General features: G+C 60.3%; 20 protein-coding genes. All 20 read right to left on the bottom strand.

All coding sequences use genetic code 11. From position 1 onward, the window contains the following. Positions 1-22: 22 nt before the first annotated feature. Positions 23-1,741, bottom strand: a complete 1,719-nt coding sequence (locus ACVWZP_RS29385; RefSeq protein ID WP_177032100.1) for an ATP-binding SpoIIE family protein phosphatase — start codon at positions 1,739-1,741, stop codon at positions 23-25. Beyond that, a complete protein-coding gene (locus ACVWZP_RS29380) occupies positions 1,738-2,043 on the bottom strand; it encodes an STAS domain-containing protein (RefSeq protein WP_017845382.1) in 306 nt (101 codons plus the stop codon). The genes ACVWZP_RS29385 and ACVWZP_RS29380 overlap by 4 nt, the downstream gene beginning before the upstream one ends. A gap of 118 nt (positions 2,044-2,161) precedes the next feature. Beyond that, the gene (gene fliJ, locus ACVWZP_RS29375) at positions 2,162-2,611 is read right to left on the bottom strand and encodes a flagellar export protein FliJ (RefSeq protein ID WP_017845381.1); all 450 of its coding nucleotides are present in this window, start codon (positions 2,609-2,611) and stop codon (positions 2,162-2,164) included. Between the two features lie 3 nt (positions 2,612-2,614). After that, positions 2,615-3,973: a flagellar protein export ATPase FliI gene (gene fliI / locus ACVWZP_RS29370; RefSeq protein WP_017845380.1), complete on the bottom strand. Its 1,359-nt coding sequence runs from the start codon at positions 3,971-3,973 to the stop codon at positions 2,615-2,617. Then, positions 3,963-4,727, bottom strand: coding sequence for a flagellar assembly protein FliH (gene fliH, locus ACVWZP_RS29365; protein WP_017845379.1), 765 nt, complete (start codon positions 4,725-4,727; stop codon positions 3,963-3,965). Before fliH ends, fliI begins: the two co-directional genes overlap by 11 nt. A gap of 10 nt (positions 4,728-4,737) precedes the next feature. Next, positions 4,738-5,757 carry a flagellar motor switch protein FliG gene (fliG, locus tag ACVWZP_RS29360; protein ID WP_010563975.1) on the bottom strand — a complete coding sequence of 340 codons (1,020 nt, stop codon included), beginning with the start codon at positions 5,755-5,757 and terminating at the stop codon, positions 4,738-4,740. Then, complete coding sequence (fliF, locus tag ACVWZP_RS29355; RefSeq protein ID WP_017845378.1) at positions 5,750-7,528, bottom strand: flagellar basal-body MS-ring/collar protein FliF; 1,779 nt, start codon at positions 7,526-7,528, stop codon at positions 5,750-5,752. The genes fliG and fliF overlap by 8 nt, the downstream gene beginning before the upstream one ends. A gap of 16 nt (positions 7,529-7,544) precedes the next feature. Continuing rightward, on the bottom strand, positions 7,545-7,874 hold the full coding sequence (gene fliE, locus ACVWZP_RS29350; RefSeq protein WP_046382518.1) for a flagellar hook-basal body complex protein FliE: 330 nt from the start codon (positions 7,872-7,874) through the stop codon (positions 7,545-7,547). A 131-nt stretch (positions 7,875-8,005) separates the two neighbouring features. Further along, on the bottom strand, positions 8,006-9,382 hold the full coding sequence (locus ACVWZP_RS29345; protein ID WP_017845376.1) for a sigma-54-dependent transcriptional regulator: 1,377 nt from the start codon (positions 9,380-9,382) through the stop codon (positions 8,006-8,008). Between the two features lie 6 nt (positions 9,383-9,388). Further along, on the bottom strand, positions 9,389-10,600 hold the full coding sequence (locus ACVWZP_RS29340) for a sensor histidine kinase (RefSeq protein ID WP_288076384.1): 1,212 nt from the start codon (positions 10,598-10,600) through the stop codon (positions 9,389-9,391). A 110-nt stretch (positions 10,601-10,710) separates the two neighbouring features. Then, complete coding sequence (locus ACVWZP_RS29335) at positions 10,711-12,186, bottom strand: sigma-54 dependent transcriptional regulator (protein ID WP_046382517.1); 1,476 nt, start codon at positions 12,184-12,186, stop codon at positions 10,711-10,713. Positions 12,187-12,355: 169 nt separating this feature from the next. Continuing rightward, positions 12,356-12,652 (bottom strand): flagellar protein FliT, encoded by a 297-nt coding sequence (fliT, locus tag ACVWZP_RS29330; protein ID WP_046385203.1) that lies wholly within the window; start codon positions 12,650-12,652, stop codon positions 12,356-12,358. A 25-nt stretch (positions 12,653-12,677) separates the two neighbouring features. Continuing rightward, entirely contained in the window at positions 12,678-13,067 is a 390-nt protein-coding gene (gene fliS, locus ACVWZP_RS29325; RefSeq protein ID WP_046382516.1) for a flagellar export chaperone FliS, read from the bottom strand. 140 nt (positions 13,068-13,207) lie between these two features. Next, entirely contained in the window at positions 13,208-14,578 is a 1,371-nt protein-coding gene (gene fliD, locus ACVWZP_RS29320) for a flagellar filament capping protein FliD (protein ID WP_046382515.1), read from the bottom strand. Between the two features lie 82 nt (positions 14,579-14,660). After that, positions 14,661-15,023, bottom strand: a complete 363-nt coding sequence (locus ACVWZP_RS29315) for a flagellar protein FlaG (protein WP_046382514.1) — start codon at positions 15,021-15,023, stop codon at positions 14,661-14,663. Positions 15,024-15,095: 72 nt separating this feature from the next. After that, on the bottom strand, positions 15,096-16,775 hold the full coding sequence (locus ACVWZP_RS29310) for a flagellin N-terminal helical domain-containing protein (RefSeq protein WP_046382513.1): 1,680 nt from the start codon (positions 16,773-16,775) through the stop codon (positions 15,096-15,098). Between the two features lie 277 nt (positions 16,776-17,052). Further along, a complete protein-coding gene (locus ACVWZP_RS29305) occupies positions 17,053-17,982 on the bottom strand; it encodes a ketoacyl-ACP synthase III (RefSeq protein ID WP_079444459.1) in 930 nt (309 codons plus the stop codon). 279 nt (positions 17,983-18,261) lie between these two features. Further along, positions 18,262-19,857 (bottom strand): flagellar hook-associated protein 3, encoded by a 1,596-nt coding sequence (locus ACVWZP_RS29300; RefSeq protein WP_046382511.1) that lies wholly within the window; start codon positions 19,855-19,857, stop codon positions 18,262-18,264. A 14-nt stretch (positions 19,858-19,871) separates the two neighbouring features. After that, positions 19,872-21,917, bottom strand: a complete 2,046-nt coding sequence (gene flgK / locus ACVWZP_RS29295) for a flagellar hook-associated protein FlgK (protein WP_079444460.1) — start codon at positions 21,915-21,917, stop codon at positions 19,872-19,874. 10 nt (positions 21,918-21,927) lie between these two features. Beyond that, positions 21,928-23,193 carry a flagellar assembly peptidoglycan hydrolase FlgJ gene (gene flgJ / locus ACVWZP_RS29290; protein ID WP_046382509.1) on the bottom strand — a complete coding sequence of 422 codons (1,266 nt, stop codon included), beginning with the start codon at positions 23,191-23,193 and terminating at the stop codon, positions 21,928-21,930.

The raw sequence follows: 23,193 nt of genomic DNA, 5'->3' as shown, positions 1-23,193 counted from the left end.
TCCTTGATCAAGAATCGGCGGATTATGCCAGAGCCTCCCAGCAAAACTCCACGCAGACGCTACGCCCGCCGTCGGACCAGCGTACATCGCTGCTCAGTTGCCGTACCAGGCTCAAGCCGCGACCGGACAGACGGTCGACATCCAGCGGGCGCGCCAGTACCTGTTCCACATCGAACCCGGGGCCGCTGTCTTCGATGCGCAAGCTCATCCTGCCGCCGGTAACGGTGGGCGCCACCTGCACCTGCACGCGCACATAACCACTGTTGAGCTGCATCAGCCGCTCGTTGCGCTCGCGGTAATACTGCGCGAACCCTTTGGCATCGCGCTTGAGCCGCGAGTCCAGGCCCAGCACGCCATGCTCCAGAGCGTTGGAATACAGTTCGGCCATCACGCTGTAGAGCGCCCCGCTCTGCTCGCGCAGGCCGTGGATCTCGAGCAGCAGTTGCAGCAGATAGGGCAACGGGTTGTAACGCTTGAGGGTCTCGGCGCGGAATTCAAAGCCCACCGACCAATCCAACGGGCACGACTGGCCGCTGTCGGCGTACAACGGCCCCGTCGCGCGCATCGACTGGCCGGCCTGCAGGGTGATTTCGACCATGCTCACATCATCCCGCACCTCACCGCAAAACGCCGCCAGAGCCTGCTCGATATCCTCGAACAGGCGGTCGGGCTCGCGATTGGCGGCAAACACCTGCTGCAAGCGCTCGGCGCCGAACAACTGTTCGTTGGCGTCAGCGGTGTCCAGCACGCCGTCGGAGAGCAGAAACACGCGGTCGCCCAGGGCCATCGGCCAGACTTCGGTACGATCCTCGAACGCCTGCGCCGACAGCACACCCAACGGCAAATGCCGTGACACCAACGGTGTCCGCTTGCCGGTGGCGACTTCGTGTACATAGCCATCAGGCATGCCGCCATTCCAGACCTCCACCACGCGCCGCTGCGTGCTCAGGCACAACAGCGCGGCGCAGCAGAACATGTCCACCGGCAGGATGCGTTTGAGCTTGGCGTTCATCTCCCGCAGGATCTGCGTCAGCCCATAGCCCTTGGCTGTCATGCCGTAGAACACTTCCGCCAACGGCATCGCGCCGACCGCCGCCGGCAGGCCATGCCCGGTGAAATCGCCGAGCAGCACATGCATATCACCCGCCGGCGTGTAGGCCGCCAACAACAAGTCACCGTTGAACAGCGCATACGGCGATTGCAGGTAGCGAATGTTCGGCGCCGCATTGATACAGCCGGAATGGGCAACCTTGTCGAACACCGCCTTGGCCACGCGTTGCTCATGCAGCAGGTAGTCGTGGTGCTTGGCGATCAGGTCGCGCTGCTGCAATACCGTGGCCTGCAGGCGGCGCAGGCGGTCCATCGCATTGATCTTGGCCGCGAGGATCAGCGGGTTGTAGGGCTTGGGCAAGAAGTCATCGCCACCGGCATCCAGGCATTCGGCCAGGGCTTCGCTTTGGCGCAGGGAGGTGAGGAAGATGATCGGCACCAGGGCTTCGCCCGCCAGTTGCTTGATCCGGCGCGCGGCCTCAAAGCCATCCATCACCGGCATCAGGGCGTCCATCAGCACCAGTTGCGGGCGTTCGCGGGCGAACAGGTCGACCGCTTCCACACCGTTGCTGGCGGTGAGCACGTGGTGGCCCTGGCGCCGGATAATGGTCGACAGCAACAGCAAGTCGGTGGCGCTGTCTTCGGCGATCAGGACGGTCAGCGGTTCGAGGACCGGAGCCAGAGCGCTCAATTGATATCGAACAGTTTATCGAAGTTGGATATCGCGAGGATCTTGCGCACGTCGGAGCTGATGTTGATCACCTGGACTTCCGCATCATCGCCCCCGGCATGATCGCGCAGCAGCAGGAGCATGCCCAGGGCGGAACTGTCCATGTAGGTGGTTTCCTTCAGGTCGACCACGTAAACGTCCGGCACCTTGTAGAAACGCTCGTAGGCCTCACGAAAGATCTGGTGGCTGCCGAAATCGAACCGGCCTTTGATTGCAATCGTCAACTTCGTCCCATCCAGGGATACTTCTGACACGACTGACATGTGACTGCTTCCTTGTCATGGGTCTAGATAGAAGGTGTAGCAGGCGAATGGGCTATGGGCAACACGACGAATCAAATATGGGAAAGCCCCCCTCCCACATTGAACAGCGGGCCTGGCGCTAGTAGGGATTCTGCCGCGGCAGGCGCTGGGACAACTCGTCGAGCAGCTTCTGCTCGCGCTTATCCTCGATCGCCCGCGCTTCGTCGATATAGCGCTGCACCAGCTTGCGCAAGCCTTCGACCCGGGCATACGCCTGCTGCCAGCTCTCGCGGGCCTTGTCGAGGTTGTTCTGGTGCCAGGCCAGGCTCTGGCGCTGCTGGCCGACGGCGGTCTCAAGTTGGTTGAGAAAGCCCTGGTAGCCCATCAGCCACTGGCCGGACACGCCTTTGGTGCCGCGCTCGATCCACTGCTGCTGGTACTCGCCGCGAAAGCGCTCCAGGTCGCCGAGTTTGCTTTCTGCCAGGCGCACCTGGCCCTGGAAGTAACCCAGGCGCTGGACCGCGGTTTTTTCGGCCTTTTCGGCCATGTCCACCACCGGGGCCAGGCGTGAGGAGCGGCTGCTGGCCATGGCTTAGCCGCCTGGCGCGGGAGCGAAAATGGACTGCAGGTGTGCTTCGCTTTCGCCCATGCTGATGTTGTCGTTGAGGCCCTGGCGCAGGTAGGTGACCAATTGCGGTTGCAGGGCAATCGCCAGGTCGGTCTCACGATCGCCACCGGCCACATAGGCGCCGACGCTGATCAGGTCGCGACTCTGCTGGTAGCGCGACCACAGCTGCTTGAACTGCTGGGCGCGGGCCATGTGCTCGGGCGTGACCACCGACGGCATCACCCGGCTGATGGAGGCTTCGATGTCGATCGCCGGGTAGTGTCCCTCTTCCGCCAGGCGCCGCGACAGCACGATGTGACCGTCGAGCACGCCGCGCGCCGAGTCGGCGATCGGGTCTTGCTGGTCATCGCCTTCAGACAACACGGTGTAGAACGCGGTGATCGAGCCCCCGCCCGCCTCGGCATTACCGGCGCGCTCGACCAGCTTGGGCAGCTTGGCGAACACCGACGGCGGATACCCCTTGGTGGCCGGCGGCTCGCCGATGGCCAGGGCGATTTCCCGCTGGGCCTGGGCGAAACGCGTGAGGGAATCCATCAGCAACAGGACGTTCTTGCCCTTGTCGCGAAAATATTCGGCGATGCGCGTGCAGTACATGGCCGCGCGCAAACGCATCAGCGGCGCATCGTCGGCCGGGGAGGCAACCACCACCGAACGCTTGAGGCCTTCTTCACCGAGGCTGTGCTCGATGAACTCCTTCACTTCCCGGCCCCGTTCGCCGATCAGCCCCACCACGATGATGTCGGCCTCGGTAAAGCGGGTCATCATGCCGAGCAACACCGACTTACCCACGCCGGTACCGGCGAACAGGCCCAGACGCTGGCCGCGACCGACCGTCAATAAACCGTTGATGCTGCGAATGCCCACGTCCAGCGGCTGGCTGATCGGGTTGCGCTTGAGCGGGTTGATGGTGGGGCCGTCCATCGGCACCCAGTCTTCGGCCTTCATGCCGCCCTTGCCGTCCAGCGCGCGACCGGCGCCGTCCAGCACGCGGCCGAGCATGCTCATGCCCATGGGCAGGCGGCCGGTATCGGCCAGCGGCACCACGCGGGCACCGGGAGCGATGCCCGCCAGGCTGCCGACGGGCATGAGGAAAATCTTGCTGCCGGAAAAGCCCATGACTTCGGCTTCGACCTGCACCGGGTGGTAGCTGTCGTCGTTGATCACCAGGCAGCGGCTGCCCATGGCGGCGCGCAGGCCTTCGGCTTCGAGGGTCAGGCCGACCATGCGCAGCAGGCGCCCTTCGAGAATCGGCTGGCCGGGCAACCCAGTGGCCTCGATATAACCACCCAGGCGTTTGGCGAAGCTGGTGCGATCAAGGCGCATCGGCGGCGTCCAGGTCCACGCTCATGTCCGGTTCGGCCGGGTTCAGGAGCTGCTCGTGGACCTGATCCAGCAGCTGGGCCATGATCTGGCTGATGCGCGTTTCCACGGTGGCGTCGATGCGGCTGTATTCGGTCTCGACGCGGCAACCACCGGGCTGCAGATCGGCGTCTTCGACGATGCGCCAGGTTTCTTCATGGCGCTCGCGCAGGGCTTTGACCTGTTCGAAATCCTGCGGGTTGATGTGCAGCCGCACATTGCCGACGCCCAGGGGCAGCAGCTTGAGGGCTTCGCGCATGACGCTTTCGATCTGGCTGGAGTCCAGCACCAGCTCGCGCTGGATCACCTGACGGGCGATGTGCTCGACCAGCCCGACCATGGCTTTTTCGATCTGCGAATCCTGCTCGGCGATGGGCTCGAACAGGCTGCCCATCAGGCGTTCGAGGCTGGCCAGCTTGACGCTCAAGGCGACCTCGGCCTCCTGGCGGACCTTGAGCGTGGCGCTGCGAAAACCATCTTTTTCGCCAGCGGCAAAGCCTTCGTTGTAGGCCTCCTGGCGGATGCTTTCCAACTCTTCCAGGGTCAGTGGCTGGACTTCCTCCAGCGGCACTTCTTCCATTTCCGCCGGCAGTTCTTCCACAGGCTCGGGTTCTGGCTCCGGCACATGCGGATCGAAGCTGGGCAACGACCAGATGTCGAACCCGCCCACGTCCCGCGCGCGAATCAGATCGCTGGGCGTCTCATCTTTGTTCGACATGCGAGGCGCCTTAGATCATTTCTTCGCCGCCCTTCCCGCCGAGAACGATTTCTCCGGCTTCGGCCATACGGCGGGCAATGGTGAGGATTTCCTTCTGGGCGGTTTCCACGTCGCTGACGCGCACCGGGCCTTTGGCTTCCAGGTCGTCGCGCAACAGTTCCGAGGCGCGCTTGGACATGTTCTTGAAGATCTTCTCCTTGACGCCTTCGTCCGAGCCCTTGAGGGCCAGTACCAGCACGTCGGAGGAGACTTCGCGCAACAGCGCCTGGATGCCACGGTCGTCGACATCGGAGAGGTTGTTGAACACGAACATGAGGTCTTCGATCTGGCCGGACAGGGTGTCGTCGATCTCGCGGATCGAGTCCATCAACTGGCCTTCGACCGAGCTGTCGAGGAAGTTCATGATGTCGGCGGCGCGCTTGATACCACCCAAGGTGGTGCGCGAAGCATTCGAGTTGCCCGAGAACTGCTTCTCGAGAATCGTGTTGAGTTCTTTCAGGGCCGCCGGCTGCACGGTGTTCAGCGACGATACGCGCAGGATGATGTCCAGGCGCACTTTATGGTCGAAGTGGCCGAGCACTTCGCCGGCCTGGTCCGGGTCGAGGTACGCCACCACGATCGCCTGGATCTGCGGGTGCTCGTAGCGGATCACGTCGGCGACGGCGCGCGGTTCCATCCATTTGAGGCTGTCGAGGCCGCTGGTGTTGCCGCCCAGCAGGATGCGGTCGATCAGGCCGTTGGCTTTGTCTTCGCCGAGGGCCGAGGTGAGCATCTTGCGGATGTAGCTGTCGGAGCCGACACCCAGGCTGGTCTGGTCGCCGACGATCTCGACGAACTCGCTCATCACCTGCTCGACCTGCTCACGGTGAACGTTGCGCATTTGCGCCATGGCCACGCCGACCCGTTGAACCTCTTTGGGGCCCATGTGGCGCAGCACTTGGGCGGCGTCGGTTTCACCCAGGGACAGCAGCAGGACTGCGGCTTTGTCGACCTTGGTGAGTTTGGCAACAGCGGCTCGATTATCACTCATCTGCGTTAATCCACTCTTTCACGACCTGGGCCACACGGCCCGGGTCTTCTGCCACCAGACTCTTGATTGCGTTCAACTGAGCGTCATAGCCTTCGCTCGGGCTTGGCAACAGGATGCTTTGCGGGCCGCCGAGGCTGACGCGGTCGTTGGCCAGTTCGCCGTCCAGGCCGCCCATGCCACCCAACTCGACGTCGCCGCCAGCGAAGGCCGCCAGTTGTTTCTTGCCATTGCCGGTGATGTTGTTGAGCACCGGACGCAGTACGCCGAACACCAGCACCAGGATGAACAACACGCCCAGCACTTGCTTGACGATGTCCCAGAACCACGGCTGGGTGTAGAACGCCGCTTCGGCGATCACTTCGCCACGCTCGGCGGAGAACGGCATGTTGATCACGCTGACGCTGTCGCCACGGCTGGCGTCGAAACCGACGGCATCCTGCACCAGGCGGGTGAAGCGCGCCAATTCGTCGGCGCTCCACGGTGCGCGGGTGACGGCGCCGTCAGCGGCGTTGACCTTGACCTGGTCATCGACCACCACCGACACCGACAGGCGGTTGATCCGGCCCTGTTGCTGCTTGGTGTGGCTGATGGAACGGTCGAGTTCGAAGTTTTTGGTCGACTGGTTACGCTTGTCCGCCGGGTACGGAGCGAGCATCGGCTGGCCGGTGGCCGGGTCCATGATCTGTTGGCCGTTGGCGTCCAACAGTGGCTGGCCGGGAGCGATGGCGCCCGCGGTCGCGGCGGCGCCGCCGGTGGTTTGCGGTGCCGAGGCCGGGGCCGGCGGCTGGTTGCTCAGGGCACCCGGTACGCCTTGCGGGCCGTTGCTGGCGGTGCGTTGTTCGCTGGTGGACTGCTCGCTGCGCAGGGCCGGCTGGTCCGGGTTGAATTGCTCGGAGGTCGACTCGACAGCGCTGAAATCCACGTCGGCGGACACTTCAGCCTTGTAGCGGTCGTTGCCCAGCACCGGTTGCAGGATGTTGTGGACACGCTGGGTGAGCATGCTTTCCATGCGGCGGCTGTAGTCGAACTGCTTGCCGGCCTGGGTCAGCGCAGAGTTTTCGGCCATGTCGGACAACAGGTTGCCCTTCTGGTCGACCACGGTGATTTGCGACTTGCTCAATTCGGGAACGCTGGTGGCCACCAGGTTGATGATCGCCAGTACCTGGCCAGGCTCCAGGGAGCGGCCGGAAAACAGCTCGACCAGTACCGAGGCACTTGGCTTGCGCTCGTCGCGCACAAACACCGAACTCTTCGGAATCGCCAGGTGGACCCGCGCGCCCTTGACGTTATTGAGGCTGGAGATGGTGCGCGCCAGTTCGCCTTCCAGGCCACGACGGTAGCGGGTGGCTTCCATGAACTGGCTGGTACCCAGGCCCTGGTCCTTGTCGAGGATCTCGAAACCGATGTTGCTGTCGGACGGGGTCACGCCGGCGGCGGCCAGCTTCATGCGCGCCCGGGCGACGTCATCGGCCTTGACCAGCAGTGCCCCGGAGTTGGGCTCCACGGTGTAGGCGATGTCGGCGGCGGCCAGGGTTTCCATGATCTGCTTGGAGTCCATACCGGCCAGGCTGCCGTACAGCGGCCGGTAATCGGGTTGCTGCGACCACAGCACCACAGCAAAACCAATCGCCACGCTGGCCGCCAGGCCGACCATCAGGCCCACCTGACGCAGCATGGTCATTTCCGAGAGGTTTTCCAGGAACGACAGGCCAAACAGCGGCGGCTTGCCGTCTGTCTTGGCGGGTACGTTGTCCACGACTGCTTCTGCCATGACTTAAATCTCGTCCTTAAACCGGCATCTGCATGATGTCTTGATAAGCCTGGACCAGTTTGTTGCGCACCTGGGTCAAGGCCTGAAAGGACACACTGGCTTTCTGCGAAGCGACCATCACGTCGGTCAGGTCCACGCCGCTCTTGCCGATCTCGAACGCGGTCGCCAACTGGTTGGAGGCTTGCTGGGTGTCACTGACTTTGTTGATGGCCTGGCCGAGCATATCGGCGAAACTGCTTTGGCCCAATTCCGGCGCTTGTGCGACGGATTTCGGTTGAGCCATGGCGTCCATTTGCATGGAGCGCATATCCAACATCAACCGATTGAACTCAATACCCTGGCTCATGACCTTCTCTCTCCGACGACCCGCAATTTTTTGACACTACGCAGCGGTTACTAGGGGTGGTAGCAACAAGGGTGCCAGCTCTGTATCAACCTGTAAGAAAAGGCGACAAAACTTGTCGACCTTGTTACCGCTCAGATAGCAAACAGATAAGCTTCCACGTCCATCCCCGCATCCCGCATCTGCGCCAACTTGTAGCGCAGGGTGCGTGGGCTGATGCCCAGGCGCTCGGCCGCTTCTTTACGGCGGCCGCGTTCGGCGCGCAGGGTGTCGATGATCATCTGGAATTCGCGGCGGCGCAGATCGTCGCCCAGGGCCCCGGCGGATTCGGCTTCGGCGACCAGCGGCGCGGGCGCCAGGCTCGGTAACGGCGCGGCGCCGCTGCCCATGGCCAGGCAGAAGTCCTGGGGCTGGATCAAGCCGCCCTGCTGCAGAATCAACGCACGCTGAATGGCGTTGTCCAGTTCCCGCACGTTGCCGGGCCATGGGTAGCCGATCAGGCATGCCTGGGCTTCGGCCGACAGCCGCGCCTGGGCGTGCTTCATTTTTTTGACGTGGTTGTTCAGCAGGCGCTCGGCCAGCGGGATGATGTCCGCCGGGCGCTCGCGCAGCGGGCGCCAGGCCAGGGGGAATACCGAGAGGCGGTAGAACAAGTCTTCACGAAAGCGCCCCGCCGCCACTTCACCCGCCAGGTCGCGGTTGGTGGTGGCGACCACGCGGATATCCAGCTGGATCGGCTTGCGCGCACCGACCCGCTCCACTTCACGCTCCTGCAGCACCCGCAGCAGCTTGGCTTGCAGGCCCAGGGGCATTTCCGAAATTTCGTCGAGCAGGATGGTACCGCCGTCGGCCTGCTCGAACTTGCCCGCCTGGGCCGCGATGGCGCCGGTGAAGGAGCCCTTTTCGTGGCCGAACAGCGTGGCTTCGAGCATGTTGTCGGGGATCGCCGCGCAATTGATCGCGATAAAGGGCTGCTGGGCGCGCCCCGATTGCTGGTGGATATAGCGCGCCAGCACTTCCTTGCCGGTGCCCGACTCACCGGAAATCAACACGGTGGAATCACTGCGCGCCACGCGGGCCGCGAGTTCCAGCAATTGTGCGCTGGCCGGCTCAAAAGCAATCGGGCCGTCTGCCTCGCCGACAGGAATCACCCCCAGGGCATGCCGCGCCACCAGCTCGATCAACGCCTTGGGCTCGAACGGCTTGACCAGGTAATCCGCCGCGCCCTGGCGCATGGCATCCACTGCGCGCTCGACGGCGCCATGGGCGGTCATCAGCAGCACCGGCAACTGCGGCTGGCGTGCGCGCAGCAGCGCGAGCAACTGATGGCCGTCCATGCCAGGCATGTTCACGTCGCTGACCACCAGGCTGAAGGCCTCTTGCTCCACCGCCGCCAAGGCGTCCTCGGCAGAACCGACCGCCCGATAGTCATGGCCCGCCAGCAGCAGCGTGTCAGCCAATGCCTCACGCAGGGCACGATCGTCTTCCACCAACAGAACCTTGATAGCCATAGCCTTTTACTCCGCGCTTGCCGCGCATGAAAACAGCGGCAAGGTCATCAATGCACAAGTGCCACGCCCCAAGTGGGAACGCAGCTGCAATTCTCCCTGATGGGCGCGCGCCACAGCCTTGACCACCGTCAGGCCGAGGCCCGTACCATTGGTCTTGGTGGTGAAAAACGGTTCGCCCAGGCGCTGCAGCACCTGCGGCTCGATACCGCTACCGCTGTCGCTGATGCACAGGCGCAGGGTTTGCGCACGGGCGTACACATGCACCTTGAGCCGCGCACCGGGGCCGCTGGCCTGGGTCGCGTTTTCGATCAGGTTGAGCAGCGCGCCCACCAGGGTGTCGCGGTTGCACAGCAATTCGCCTTGGTGGCTGTCGCACTGCCAGCGCACATTGGCGTCCTGCACATGGGTGGCGGCCGCCGCTTGCAACGCCTGCATCAGGCCGGACGGCGTGATGCGGTCGGTCAGCGGCAATTCGCCGCGGGCAAACACCAGCATGTCGCGCACCTGGTGCTCCAACTCATGCAGACGCTCCTTGAGGCGTCCGGCAAAACGCTGGTGGGTGTCCGCGGGCAATTGCTCATCAGTCAAATGACTGGCGTAGATCAACGCCGCCGACAACGGCGTGCGGATCTGATGCGCCAAAGAAGCGACCATCCTACCCAGCGACGACAAGCGCTCATGGCGCGCCAGTTGGTCTTGCAGGTGACGGGTTTCAGTCAGGTCGTTGAGCAGCACCAGTTGACCGGGCTCCGCGTCCAGGGAGCGAGTGGCGATGGACAAGCGGCGCCCATCCTTGAGGGAGATTTCATGGCCGTCATCTTCACGCGGCGCGAAGCAGCGGCTGATCACATGGCGCCACAGTTCGCCCTCCAACGGCAGTCCGAGCAGGTCGCAGGCGGCCGGGTTGGCTTCGCGCACACGGCCCTGGTCGTCGATGACGATCACACCGCCAGGCAACAGATCGAGCAGGTTCTGCAGACGGTTGGCCAGGCGCTCTTTCTCGGCCAGCTCTTCCATGCGCTGGGCACTGACCACCGCCAACTCGCCCTTGAGCTCGGAGACCCGCGCTTCCAGCAGGCTGTAGGAGTCGGTCAACTGGCTGGACATCTGACTGAACAGCGAGAACGCCTGCTCAAGGCCATGCCGGCCGAGCTGTTCGGCGGACGGGACAGGCCCCTGGAGTTCAGGGGCCGAAGGTAGTTGGGCGGCGTGGGGCATCATGCTCTCTCGCTTGGCTGACCGTCAGTTAAACGGAACGTTGCGAGGGCTGTAGCAATACCCGTGCCTAAAAAAATGCGCTTAGTTTTCAGTTACTTGAAAAACAGGCGTCAATCATCTGCCTGTTCATCACCGTCTCGACGGCTCATCCCGTACTTGCGCATCTTTTCCACCAGGGTGGTTCGACGGATACGCAGGCGCTCGGCGGCACGCGCGACGATGCCGTTGGCGTCGTCCAGGGCTTGCTGGATCAGCCCTTGTTCAAGGTTGCCGAGGTAGTCTTTGAGGTCCAGGCCTTCCGGCGGCAGCATCGCGGTGGCACCGAAGTCCGGGGTATGACCGTTGATGGCGATCCGCTCTTCCATGTCGCTGCGCAGGCTGTCCACCAGATGCTCGTCTTCTTCGTCGACGTAGCGGAATTTCTTCGGCAGCTCGACCACGCCGATCACACCGTAGGGATGCATGATCGCCATGCGCTCCACCAGGTTGGCCAGCTCGCGGACGTTGCCCGGCCAGCCGTGGCGGCACAGGGACATGATCGCTGCCGAATTGAAGCGGATCGAACCGCGCTTTTCGTGCTCCATGCGCGAGATCAGTTCGTTCATCAGCAGCGGGATGTCTTCCACGCGCTCACGCAGCGGGGCCATCTCGATCGGGAACACGTTGAGGCGGTAATAGAGATCTTCGCGGAAGCTGCCGACCTCGATCATGCTTTCGAGGTTCTTATGGGTAGCCGCAATGATCCGCACGTCGACGCTCTGGGTCTTGTTGCTGCCCACACGTTCGAAGGTGCGCTCCTGCAACACGCGCAACAGCTTGACCTGCATGGGCAGCGGCATGTCGCCGATTTCGTCGAGGAACAGGGTGCCGCCGTTGGCCAGCTCGAAACGCCCGGCACGGCTGGTGATCGCCCCGGTAAAGGCGCCCTTCTCGTGGCCGAACAGTTCGCTTTCGAGCAGCTCTGCCGGGATCGCCCCGCAATTGACCGGCACAAAGGGCCCGTCGCGGCGCTTGGAGTGATAGTGCAGGTTGCGCGCGACCACTTCCTTGCCGGTGCCCGACTCGCCGAGGATCAGCACGCTGGCGTCGGTATCGGCCACTTGCTGCATCATCTGGCGCACGTGCTGGATCGCCCGGCTGGTGCCGACGAGACTGCGGAACAGGTTGGGTTCGCGGTGACGACCGCGCTCACGGGCCTGGTCGTACATCTCGCGATAGACCTGGGCGCGGTGCAGGGAGTCGAGCAATTTGCTGTAGCTGGGCGGCATTTCCAGAGCGGACAACACCCTGCGGCGCTGGTCTTCCGGCAGGTCGAGCGAAGAAATATCGCCCATCAGCAACACCGGAAGGAACTCATCCCAGGTTGACAGTGTCTTTAACAAGCCCAGAACTGCGCCAGGAGCGTTTACCGTCCCGATCAGTACACAAATGATTTCACGGCTCGAGGACAACGAGCTGACCGCCTGCTGCCAATCATGGCTACCGCAGGGCAGATTTTCTTCGCCAAGAAAATTTAAAATCACCGCTAAATCGCGGCGGCGGACGCTATCGTCATCAATCAGCAGAATTTTGGTTTCACGCCACATGCAATAGCAACTTCCCTAGTAAAACGCTCTGCCCAGAGTACGGGCTATCTAGATGCCTGTAAGACTTCTTACCTTACTAGACGTCTGAAATCTGAAAACAGCACTAGTTAAGTCAAAAATGCTGGCACAGTCAAATATATGACGCGCCGTTCGGATTAACTGCGCCCGTTCAACCGAACAGATGGTAAACCTTTGACGCATTTTTCGCTTGGTTGATCTGCGACATCTCTTCGAAAATTGCCTGGCGCTCGCCCATCGTTACTTCAAGCAATTGCTGATACACCGCCAGCAGGCTCTCCAGCTTCTCCCGCAGCGCATCTTCGTCCACCGGCGGCTCACTGAGCACTTCATCAATCGCTGCGCGGCACCCCAGGTCCAGCTCGCCAACGGCTTCCCAGTTGCGTTCAGCAAGCGCGCCGATAAGGGCTTCGCGGGTTTCATCGATGCGTTGCAGTGCGCGGCTCATGATGCGTACCTCAAGGCGGTCCGCCTTATTGTGGAGCGATGGCATCCCAACCTTCCTTGACAGTGATCAGCAAGCGAGCAACTTCATCGATCACTTCTGGATCATTGTCGGCATTCGCTCTCAGCAGACGTACGTTCATATAGTCGTACAGGGCTGCCAAACGCTGGATTGTGGCCGGGTCTTCAGCCTTGGTTTCGTCCAGGCCCTGACGCAAGCCTGTGATGATGTCGATAGCCTTAGTCAGCAACAGCCCCTTTTGTGGGATATCACCACGCGCCATTGCGCCTTTGGCCTGGGCGAGACGCTCAAGCCCGCCCTCCATCAGCATTTGGATCAAGCGATGAGGGCTGGCCTCGGACACTTGGGCGTGGGAATTGACCTTCTGATATTGGCGAAGGGCTCTCATCGGGTTCATGTTGCTACCTCATTACAGACCACAGACGAATAGGTTTACTCTACTCAGTATTTCGACTGCACTGACAAAAACTTTAACTCAAAACAAAAAACCTCCGCCTTTGGGCACACCGTTCACCGAGCTCCCTACGCTGTCAATCCTCAGTTTGACTTCGGATTATTCAGCGCATTCAGGGTTGTCATGATGCTGGAGCTGGTGCTGTTGATTTGCGCAATCATGCTGTCCATTGCAGCGTACTTGGCGGTCAGCGATGTCTGCAAAGAATCCATCCGGCGATCCAGAGCACTCTGCTCAGTGGTCAGATCCGTCAATTTGGTGTTGAGATCTTTCGCGCGCGAGGCCAGCGTGCCCGTGGTGCCGACATAGCTTGATGTTGCGCTGTTCATTCGGCTGATCAAGCCCTTGTCACCGGTGAACATCTTGGCAATATCAGCGGCGCCAGTCACTACAGCCTTGTCCCAGGTCTTGTCGTCAAGACTGAGCAGGCCGGTCTTCTGGTCGGTGGTAACGCCCATCTGGGCCAGGCTGCTGATGGAGCCACCGCCCGAACCGTTGACCAACTCGGCACGCAAACCGTTCACCAACTGACGCATTGACGCGTCACCCGTCAAGGCTGCTGCAGTAGTGGTCGACGCGTCGCCTGTGGCCGTGACCTTGGTTTGCGCGTTGATTGAGGTCATCAGCGCATTGTAGGCCGTAACGAACGACTGCACCGATGTCTTCAGGGTGTCAGTGCTGCTACCCACAGTGATAGTGGTCGTGGTCGGTTTGGTCGGGTCTTCAGTCAGTAACTCAAGGCTCACACCACTGATCGCAGAGGTAATCTTGTTGGTGGTGGACTCCATCGCAACGCCATCAATAGAGTACTTGGCGTTCACCGGCACCTTGCCAGGATCATAATCGGCAGCCAGTTCGGAGTTGCCACTCAGGGTGATCGCCGTGCCATCACCACTATTGCTGGAGCCAATGACCAGACGGGCGCCCTTCGAGTCACTCAGAACGTTGGCACTGATACCTTGCGCCGATAACTGGGTGTTGATGGAGTCACGTACCTGTTGCAGGGTCGCGCCGCCAGGGATAGTCACATCGTAACTTTTACCCGACTGATTGATGGTCAGCGTCTGGTTGTCGTCGGAGCTATTCGCCTTGGCGGAGGTTCCACCTTCGAATACCTTGCTCGTAACTTTTGACGTGGTCGCCAGATTACTCACCACAACGGTGTACTTACCGCTGGATGCGCCGTCACCCAGAGTGACCTTGACGTTTTTATCTTCAGAACTGGTAGCAGCCAAGCCATTGAACGAGGAAATATTGTTCAACTTGGTGATCGCCGCCTGGAAAGCCTCCAGCGCAGTCTTCACCGTACCGACAGCCGACAATTGGACTGTCGCATCTTTTTGCTGACTGGTAATCTGGGTCTGTTTGGGTGCTCTCTCAGCACCCACCAGCGACTTGACGAGGGCTTGCGTGTCGTAGCCCGAACCTGGGCCGGAAATTGTTGAACTAGCCATTTGCTATTCTCCTTGTCCTGCGGCTGCTGCTTTAATGGCGCACTAATGCTTAACAGCAATCAGAAACATGTTTCGTGCCAACTCAAGCCTTGGTATCAAACAACAGGCTGCTGGCTTTGCTCAAATCCTGGGCCAATTTCAGCGCAGTCTCTGAGGGAATCTGGCGGATTACCTCTCCGCTGTCAGTGGCGATGACTTTGACGACGACGGTATGGGTGGTGTCGTCAATGGAGAAGTCGAGGTTGCGCTGACTCTCCTGCACAAACTTGCGGATATCTGTTACCGCTTTTTCCAACGCTGCGCGTTGGGGCTCGTCGGCAGGAGCCGATTCATCCTTTGCCGCAGGAGTAGCCTTTGCCGCTGGGACATCCTGGGCGACAGACTTGCCGCTGGCCGGAACCGCTACAGCCGGGTAAGACGCGTTAAGCTTAATGCTCATGTCCATGTCATCACCTCAAAACTGAAAAAACGAAAGGGCACGTATACGCACCCTTCCGTCAGTTAACCGCTAGCGCTATTACTGAAGCAGCTTCAGTACAGCAGATGGCAGTTGGTTAGCCTGGGCAAGGATCGCAGTGGATGCCTGTTGCAGGGTTTGTTGCTTGGTAAGCTCAGCAGCTTCGGCAGAGAAGTCAGCATCTTCTACGCGGCCTTTGGCAGCGCTGGAGTTCTGCGAAATGCTCTGCAGGTTAGCGGTGGTACTGTCGAAGCGGTTTTGTACGGCACCCAGCTGCGAACGCTGGCTGTCGATCTGCTGCATGGCGCCGTCAAGAGCCTGGATAGCCTGTTGCGAGCTGGCAGCGGTCAGAACACTGAGATTGGAAACTGTGGTTTCCAGGGTAGTGGAAGTAGTGGTGCCAGCAGTCAGCCCCAGAGCAGTCAGACCAGTACCCGCGCTACCGTCAGCTACAACGATGTCTTTCTTGGAGAACAGAGCCAAGCTGCCATCAGAGTTTTTGCTGGCAGTAGCGCCAGTGCTTGCACTGTTGATCGAGGAAACGATCGCGTCAGCGGTATCGCCAGCCTTGAACTTCACTTCAACGCCGTTCAGGCTGATCGAAGTATCTGCGCTCAATTTGGCTTGGGAAGTACCAGCCGACAGACCCAGAGCCGACAGAGAGCCAGCAGTGGTGTTGGACAGGGCCACGTCAGCGCCGCCTGCGGATTTAACCTGGATGCGGCCGTCTGTACCGATAGTAGCGTCGCCAGTACCACCTACAGCAGTTTTGATGCTGGTCAGTACGCTAGTGATGGTTGCGTTGGCAGCCCATGTCACAGCCTTGCCGTTAACACTGATTGCACCAGCAGCGCTCAGCGTAGTCGCACCGGTTGCAGCTGAAGTAGCAGTCGTCGTGTCGGTCAAGCCTACAGCGGCACCACCTGTAACAGTGATAGCACTGCTGGAGCTCAGAGTCATTTTGTTGCCTGTGTCATCCCATACAGCGGTGGCACCGGTGTTGGCAGCGTTGATCGCAGTGGCGATGGCTGCACCTTTGTCTGCGACAGAAATAGCAACGTTTTTGCCGTTGATGGTCAAGGTTGATGCTGCGGCAGCGCCAGCGCCACCGGAGTTAAGCGCAGCGGTAGCAGCACCCGTAACCTTGGCACCCGACAGGGACGCACCGATGGCAGTAGCGCTGATACCCGCCAGAGCGCCGCCGTTAACGCTGGCTTCGCTGTAGGTACCTTTCAGGGCTGTGGCGCTGATGTCGGTCATACCGAACGAAATAGTTTCGTTGGCATTGGCACCGATTTGGAAAGCGACGTTGTTGAACGTACCGTCCAGCAGGTTACGACCACCGAAGGTAGTGGTGTTGGCAATACGGGTCAGCTCACCCACTTTCGCAGTGAATTCTTGCTGCAGAGAAACACGGTCAGCGTCGCTTTTATCACCGTTCGCCGCTTGCAGGGCGAGTTCACGCAGACGCTGCAGGGTGTTGGTGGATTCTTGCATCGCGCCTTCAGCTGTCTGGGCGATCGAAGTACCGTTGGCGGCGTTAGCAATTGCAACGTTCAAGCCTTTAACCTGGTTACCCAGACGGTTGGCGATCTGCATGCCGGCGGCGTCATCTTTGGCGCTGTTGATCTTCTTACCAGTCGACAGACGGTTCATCGCAGTGCTCAGAGCGTCGGAAGCTTTGTTCAGGTTCTTCTGGACACCCAGGGAAGTGATGTTAGTGTTTACTGATAATGCCATGACAAAATCCTCGTTGATTGGATGCTTCGGCTTCCGGCCCTGGCAACCGCCGGGTGTGGCCTAGAGAACCTACGTAATAGTTATCGTCGTGGTAGCCGGTTGCTTGAGGAGTTTTTTGATTTTTTTTACTAGCACCGTGCCACCCCTTGTAATTCAAGGGCTTAGTTCGGCAAAAAGGCCTGATTTCATTGGTTTTTCTGGCGTCAAATAAAAAACGCCGATGATCGTTCGACCATCGGCGTCTTCATGCTTGAAGCGCGTGCAACCTATTTAAGCGTCACGGACGATAGAGAATCGCCGAGCCCCAGGACAGGCCCACCCCAAATCCGCTGATTGCCACGCGTTTCCAGGTGGAGTCCATCGCGTGCTTTTCCAGCAGCAACGGAATGCTCGACGACACGGTGTTGCCGGTCTCGACCATGTCCTTGATGAACTTGTCCACTGGCGCATCTTCGAAACGCCGCGCCACGGCGTCGACGATCGCCGCACTGCCCTGGTGAATGCAGAAGGCATCGATGTCGTCGGCCTTGAGGTCCGACTCATCGAGCAGCGCGTGCAAGTGCGCCGGCACTTTGAGCAAGGCGAAGTTGAACACCTGGCGGCCATTCATGAAGAACACGCCGTCGCTGACTTTCAAGTGCGGTGCGCCGGAGCCGTCGGTGCCGAACTTGGCTTTGCCGAGCAACCACGAGGCATCTTCACCCATCCAGGTCGCAGTGGCGGCATCGCCGAACAGCATGGTGGTGTTGCGGTCTTCCGGGTCGACGATCTTCGAATACGGATCGGCGGTGATCAGCAGGCCGTTCTTCAGGCCGGTGGCCTCCATGAAGCCCTTCATCGCGTAGATGCCATAGACGTAGCCGGAGCAACCCAGGGAAAGGTCAAAGGCAGCGACGTGAGTCGGCAGGCCAAGTTTGTCCTGGACGATGGCGGCGGTGTGGGGCAAGCCCTCTTCGTCGCCGTTCTGGGTGACGACGATCAGCGCGTCGATGGACTCACGCTTCAACTGCGGGTTGTTGGCAAACAATGCATTGACCGCTTCGACACACAGGTCGGAGGTCTCCTGCCCAGCTTCCTTGCGCGGCAGGAATGCCGACCCGATCTTGCCAATGATGAACTCTTCATCCTTGGCGAATTTGGCACCCTGGGCGTAATTATCGATCCCGTCGGCCGGCACGTAACTGGCGATGCTTTTTATGCCAATCATTGTGGCTTCCCAATACTAAATAGCTGGAGAACACCCCGCGAACTGCCTCGCCGGGTGCTGACAATAAAGGGGATAACCCCGCAAAAACTCGCTGAAAGCCGCAACGCAAAGACCCTGCGACGACTTATCCTTTTCATACGATACAGTGAAGATGCGCTTTATGACTCACAGGTCACTCAATTTTCTGTGGTTTGTGCAAAACCTTCAAACAATTACCTGCCAAAAACCAAAACGGCCCAGCCTGTTTCCAGGGTGGGCCGCTGCGTGACCGCTAGCTGATTACATCTTATTGAACAGGCTCAACTGGGAAATTTTCACAAAGGCCAGTTGCGATGCCTGCAACATGGTTTGCTGCAAACTCAGATTGATCGCGGCATCAGCGAAGTCAACGTTACCCAACGCGTTCATCGTCGTGGCATTCGCCAGGCTCAGGCTGGTGTTCTCCTGCGTCTGGATATCCAGGCCGTTAAGTCGCGCACCAATAGAGCCACGCACTTGGTCGATCTGGCTGTAGGCATTGGTCAGATTGCCGATGGACCGGGCGACCACATCCTTGAGTTCCTTCTGCGCCGCAGGATTACCATCCGACGGTGCTTCAAGGGTTTTGCGCAAATGGCTGAGGGTGTCGAGAACGTTTTCATTCTTGTTACTGGTGGCCCCGATCGTAAACTGGTCGCCATCAGCCGGCGCCGGCGCGGTGGTAACGCCAAACGTCACGCCTGCGGTCGTAATCGAGGTGTCGCCTACGGCCAAGGTGCCGTTGGCGATGGCCTTGCTGTCCGCCGTAAATGGTTGTGCATAGACATTGTAGACACCCGCCGCCCCAAACTTGACGACCATACCGGAGTTGGGAAAGGTGCTGGCGTAAGCAGTCGGATCAGTCACCTGACCACCGCTCAATTGCGCCGAGGTCGGATTGCTTGGGGTACGCGAAACACTGAATGTGTCCGGCTTGACCGACAAGCTGAATTCTCGATCCTTGACCAGCGCATCCGAGGCTGCGCCTGGTGCCACGCCTTCGCCCAAGTTCAAGCCAATGTCGAACTTGACCCCGCGCAGCTTGATGGTCGAAGCGCCTTCCTTGGTCGAGTCAAAGGTACCGTTACCGGGAATTTCGGAGGTGATGTCGTTGCCGGCACTGTCGCTCACCGTGTACTGGGTGCTGCTGGTGAACGTCAGCTTATACGGCTGGCCGTCGGCAAAGCTGCTGTTGTAGCTAGCCCCAGAAGCAATCAAACCGGCCGATACAGTCACTTTGTTGTCATCGACCGCCGGCGGCACGAGCACGCGCGTCGTTTGGGTACGGCCGGTGTTCGCCGAATTTTCGAGCATGGCCTTCGCGGTATCCCCCATCGATATCGACAGGTTTTCCGCCACTTTCAGACTCAAGGGGACGTCATCCCCCTGGTAGCTGTAAGTGCCATCATTGTTACGCAAGTAAGGCTGCGTGTCGGTCTTGCTCCCGGAGAACAGGTAGTTACCATTGGCATCCTTGGTATTGAGCAGGCCTAGCACCTGGTCTTCGATCGAACCGACCTCGGCGGCAATCGATTTACGGTCAGCGTCACTGATCCCGACGTTACCGGCCTTGAGTGCCAACTCACTGGCCTTTTGCAGCGCAGTATTAATGTTTTCCAGTACGCTGTCTTCGGTGTTCAGCGAATTCTTCAACGTATCGATATTGCCGTTGAACTGCCCCAGCATGTCTTTCTGCTGCTGCAGCATCAACAACCGTGCCGCCGCCACCGGATCATCCGCCGCCGTTTGCACCCGCACGCCGGAACTTGCCTGGTCCTGCGCCTTGACCACACTGGAATAGTTATCCTGATACTTGGCGGAGCTGGTTTCAAAATATTGCTGTGTAGAAATACGCATCGCCGCAGTCTCCTTTAAAGGGCATTCATCAGGGTGGTGAAGGTTTCTTGCGCAGCCTTGATGATCTGCGACGACGCGGTGTAGTACTGCTGAAACCTGATCATGTCGCCGGCCTCGTCATCCAGGTTAACCCCGGACACTGAGTTGCGCGCTTCCTTGTTGGCGCTGAGCAACGCGCCAGTAGCCGTGGTGTCGACGCCAGCCTGGCTCGCCTTGGAACCGACCTGCGACACGAGGCGACTGTTCGCCGCAACCAGGCTCACGCCCGTGTTTCCGTCCCCCATCCCGACACTAGCCTTGGTCTGCAGGTCGAGCAGGGACTGGGCGTTACGGCCGTCGGACTTACCGCCGCTGTTGAAGGCAAAGGTGGTGCTGTCACCCGCGGCCGGAGAACCGTTGACTGTCGTGTCGAACTTGAAGCTCTTGCCCGGGATCGCAGCGCCGGCGGCGTCACGCATCGGCACATCCACGGTGATCTTGTTGCCCTGCCCCGGAATAATGGTGCCGGAGCCAATCGGGTTGCCCTGCGCATCATTCAGGGTATAGGACTGAGTACCGTCGGTGGCCGGTTTGCCGAAGACCATTTTCACCGGCATCGAGTTCTCGATACCTGCACGCAACTGTGCGGTGTCGGCGCCGCCATGAATATCCAGGGGCGCGGTCAAGACGGGCTGGGTAAACGTCCCCGTGCCACTGTTGGTGCTGCTGCTGGTGCCCGCCAGCGGCCCGGCAAACGCCAGCTTGTTCGCGTCGGTGAGCGCGACGCCGATACCGCTTGCGCCAGTGGCGGTCGGACTGACCTTGAAACTGTCGCCCAACGCCATCGGACCTTTGCCGTCCAGCGACAGGGTGAAACCATCGATCTGAGTCGGCGGCGTGGCGCTGAGATCAACGACCCCCATGGCCTTGCCATCCGAGCGCAGCACCGTCACCTTGTTGAGGTTGGTGCTGTCGCTAAAGGTCATCTTGTAATCGAAGGTCGAGAGCTTGCTGCTGTCACTGATCGATACATTCAGGTTACCTGAACCCGCACTATTCCCCGCAGTACCCTGGCTGCGCGAAGCGATGGCGACTGCGCTGTTGACATCCTTGAACAAGGACACACCAAAGTCGCCGTTCAAATCCAGGCCTTGACCAAGCTGATTGTTAAAGGTGTCCGCAGTCGCGATGGCGATACGCCCCAGGTCATTGATCGCCGGCATCAAGGCATCATTGCGATACCGCAGCAGGCCACCGATGCTTCCGCCACTGACCACTGACCCCAGGTCCATGGCGGTGCCGCTCACATTCAGTTGGATGGTGTATTGACTATTGTCGGTGCTACTTGGCACCGCCGAAATAGTGTTGGAAGTCCCCCCCTCTACCAGCGACTGGCCGCTGCCAGTGTTCACGCTGAACTGGCCATTCTTCTCAGTGACCGTTACCCCAATCAACTCATTCAGCGAGCGAACCGCCTCGTTGCGCGAGTCAAGCAAGTTGGCTGGCGCATTGCCCGACGCGCCCTGAACCTGGAAGATCTGTTTGTTGAGCGCGGCAATCGATGAAGTCAATTGATTGACCTGATCACTCATGGTGCTCAACTGGCTGTTGATGGTTTCTTTCTGCTGAGTCAGCTGGGTAGAGATGGAGTTGAAGCGATTGCTCAAGGTCTGTGCATTGCTGACCAACAGTTGCCGGGCGGAAAGATCGTTGGGGTTGGACGATGCCGTCTGCAGGGTCGCGAAAAAGGAGCTGAGCACCGACGACAGGCCGGTGTTTTTGTCCGACAGTACCTTATCCACGGCACCGATCTGGTCCTGATACGCCTTGGCGTCATTATTCAGCGCAGTACTGTTCTGGTAAGCCGAATCCAGGTACTCGTTGTACACGCGCCGCACATCCGCCAACGTCGTGCCACTGCCGATGAACACACCGCCGTACTGGTTCGAAGCGCTGGCGCTCTGAGTGGTCTGCTGACGCGAGTAGCCTGCGGTATTGGCGTTGGCGATGTTGTTACTTAAGACCGACAACGATCCTTGAGCGGCGTTTAGCCCCGACATCCCGATATTGAGCAAACTCATGATTCAGACCTTATAAATGAGTGGTCGCGCCCGCGGCAGCGTAGTTCTGGTAGCTGTTCATCGTTTTGGCAATCTGCGAAATCTTGCTGGCGTAATCCGGATCGGTGGCATAGCCGGCTTTTTGCAACTCGCGCACAAACTGTTCCGGGTTGTCGGCTGACTTCACAACTTCTTTATAGCGATCATTGCTTTGCAACAACGTCACCAGGTCATGGAAGCTGTCCTGGTAGGAATCGTAGGAACGGAACTGCGCCGTTTCCTTGACCATCGCGCCATCGCGAAACTCGCTGGTGATCGCACGGGCCTGGCCGCCCTGCCAGCTCTGGCCGGCCTTGATACCGAACAGGTTGTGGCTGCTGCTGCCGTCGTCGGCGCGCATCACCGACTTGCCCCAACCGGTTTCCAGGGCGGCCTGGGCCACCAGGTACTTCGGATCGACACCGATACGCGCCGCGGCAGCCTTGGCCATCGGCAACATGGTGGCGACAAATTCGTCCTGGGAACTGAAGGCTTTCTTCGCCGGGGCCAACGGCGGCTGGGCCACGGCGCGGCCGTAGACCTGCATGCGGCCGCTGGGCACGGCAAAACTGCGTGCGCTGCTGTTGATCACGTTGTCATCGGCGACGCTGTTACGCAGTGGCGCGCGATTGGCATCGATCGCGACCGGCGCGCTCGGCACGATGCCGGCGAGCAGTCGATCGGTCAGTTTGCTCGGCAAGGCGAGGCGGCGCTGGTTCATCAGAGCCACGTCGTTGGTGTGAGCGCTGGCGCCTTCGGGGACAGCCACGCGGTAGGCCCACAGTGGGCGCTGGCCATTGGAGCGGCCCAGCGGCCCGGTCGCCTGGGTGCCGGCGGCGATTTCCGTCGGTACGTCGACTTTCTTCACCGGCTCAGCCGCCGCCGGGCCCTGCAAGGTGGCCGCCTGGGCGTCCACCGGCTTGTTCTTCTGCATCTGACGCATCAGCACGTCGGCCAGGCCGATACCACCGCCTTCGCGGGACATCGAGACAGCCAACTGCTGGTCGTACATTTCCTGGTACTGCTTGGCGGCCGGAGTGTTCAGCGGATTGTCCTTGCCCAGGGCGTCGGTGGCCGAGCGCATCGACTTGAGCATCTCGCTGAGGAACAGCGACTCGAACTCCTGCGCCACTTTGCGCATGTTGCCGTCGCTGTTCTTGTCGGCGCCGACCTTGAGCTGGTTAAGCCGGTTCAGGTCGGAATAAGACCCCGAGTCCGCCGTGCTGCTGATCCCGCTGTTGCGCATATCCATGGCCAT

The sequence above is a fragment of the Pseudomonas sp. TE36184 genome (assembly GCF_054060055.1).
Note: the sequence above shows the minus strand (reverse complement) of the source record. Positions and strands in the feature narration are given on the sequence as shown.

What these genes read in the sequence shown, in the direction of transcription:
- ACVWZP_RS29380 (WP_017845382.1), bottom strand. Translation starts at nt 2,043, where the DNA reads ATGTCAGTCGTGTCAGAAGTATCCCTGGATGGGACGAAGTTGACGATT.
- fliJ (WP_017845381.1), bottom strand. Translation starts at nt 2,611, where the DNA reads ATGGCCAGCAGCCGCTCCTCACGCCTGGCCCCGGTGGTGGACATGGCC.
- fliI (WP_017845380.1), bottom strand. Translation starts at nt 3,973, where the DNA reads ATGCGCCTTGATCGCACCAGCTTCGCCAAACGCCTGGGTGGTTATATC.
- fliH (WP_017845379.1), bottom strand. Translation starts at nt 4,727, where the DNA reads ATGTCGAACAAAGATGAGACGCCCAGCGATCTGATTCGCGCGCGGGAC.
- fliG (WP_010563975.1), bottom strand. Translation starts at nt 5,757, where the DNA reads ATGAGTGATAATCGAGCCGCTGTTGCCAAACTCACCAAGGTCGACAAA.
- fliF (WP_017845378.1), bottom strand. Translation starts at nt 7,528, where the DNA reads ATGGCAGAAGCAGTCGTGGACAACGTACCCGCCAAGACAGACGGCAAG.
- fliE (WP_046382518.1), bottom strand. Translation starts at nt 7,874, where the DNA reads ATGAGCCAGGGTATTGAGTTCAATCGGTTGATGTTGGATATGCGCTCC.
- ACVWZP_RS29345 (WP_017845376.1), bottom strand. Translation starts at nt 9,382, where the DNA reads ATGGCTATCAAGGTTCTGTTGGTGGAAGACGATCGTGCCCTGCGTGAG.
- ACVWZP_RS29340 (WP_288076384.1), bottom strand. Translation starts at nt 10,600, where the DNA reads ATGCCCCACGCCGCCCAACTACCTTCGGCCCCTGAACTCCAGGGGCCT.
- ACVWZP_RS29335 (WP_046382517.1), bottom strand. Translation starts at nt 12,186, where the DNA reads ATGTGGCGTGAAACCAAAATTCTGCTGATTGATGACGATAGCGTCCGC.
- fliT (WP_046385203.1), bottom strand. Translation starts at nt 12,652, where the DNA reads ATGAGCCGCGCACTGCAACGCATCGATGAAACCCGCGAAGCCCTTATC.
- fliS (WP_046382516.1), bottom strand. Translation starts at nt 13,067, where the DNA reads ATGAACCCGATGAGAGCCCTTCGCCAATATCAGAAGGTCAATTCCCAC.
- fliD (WP_046382515.1), bottom strand. Translation starts at nt 14,578, where the DNA reads ATGGCTAGTTCAACAATTTCCGGCCCAGGTTCGGGCTACGACACGCAA.
- ACVWZP_RS29315 (WP_046382514.1), bottom strand. Translation starts at nt 15,023, where the DNA reads ATGGACATGAGCATTAAGCTTAACGCGTCTTACCCGGCTGTAGCGGTT.
- ACVWZP_RS29310 (WP_046382513.1), bottom strand. Translation starts at nt 16,775, where the DNA reads ATGGCATTATCAGTAAACACTAACATCACTTCCCTGGGTGTCCAGAAG.
- ACVWZP_RS29305 (WP_079444459.1), bottom strand. Translation starts at nt 17,982, where the DNA reads ATGATTGGCATAAAAAGCATCGCCAGTTACGTGCCGGCCGACGGGATC.
- ACVWZP_RS29300 (WP_046382511.1), bottom strand. Translation starts at nt 19,857, where the DNA reads ATGCGTATTTCTACACAGCAATATTTTGAAACCAGCTCCGCCAAGTAT.
- flgK (WP_079444460.1), bottom strand. Translation starts at nt 21,917, where the DNA reads ATGAGTTTGCTCAATATCGGGATGTCGGGGCTAAACGCCGCTCAAGGA.
- flgJ (WP_046382509.1), bottom strand. Translation starts at nt 23,193, where the DNA reads ATGGCCATGGATATGCGCAACAGCGGGATCAGCAGCACGGCGGACTCG.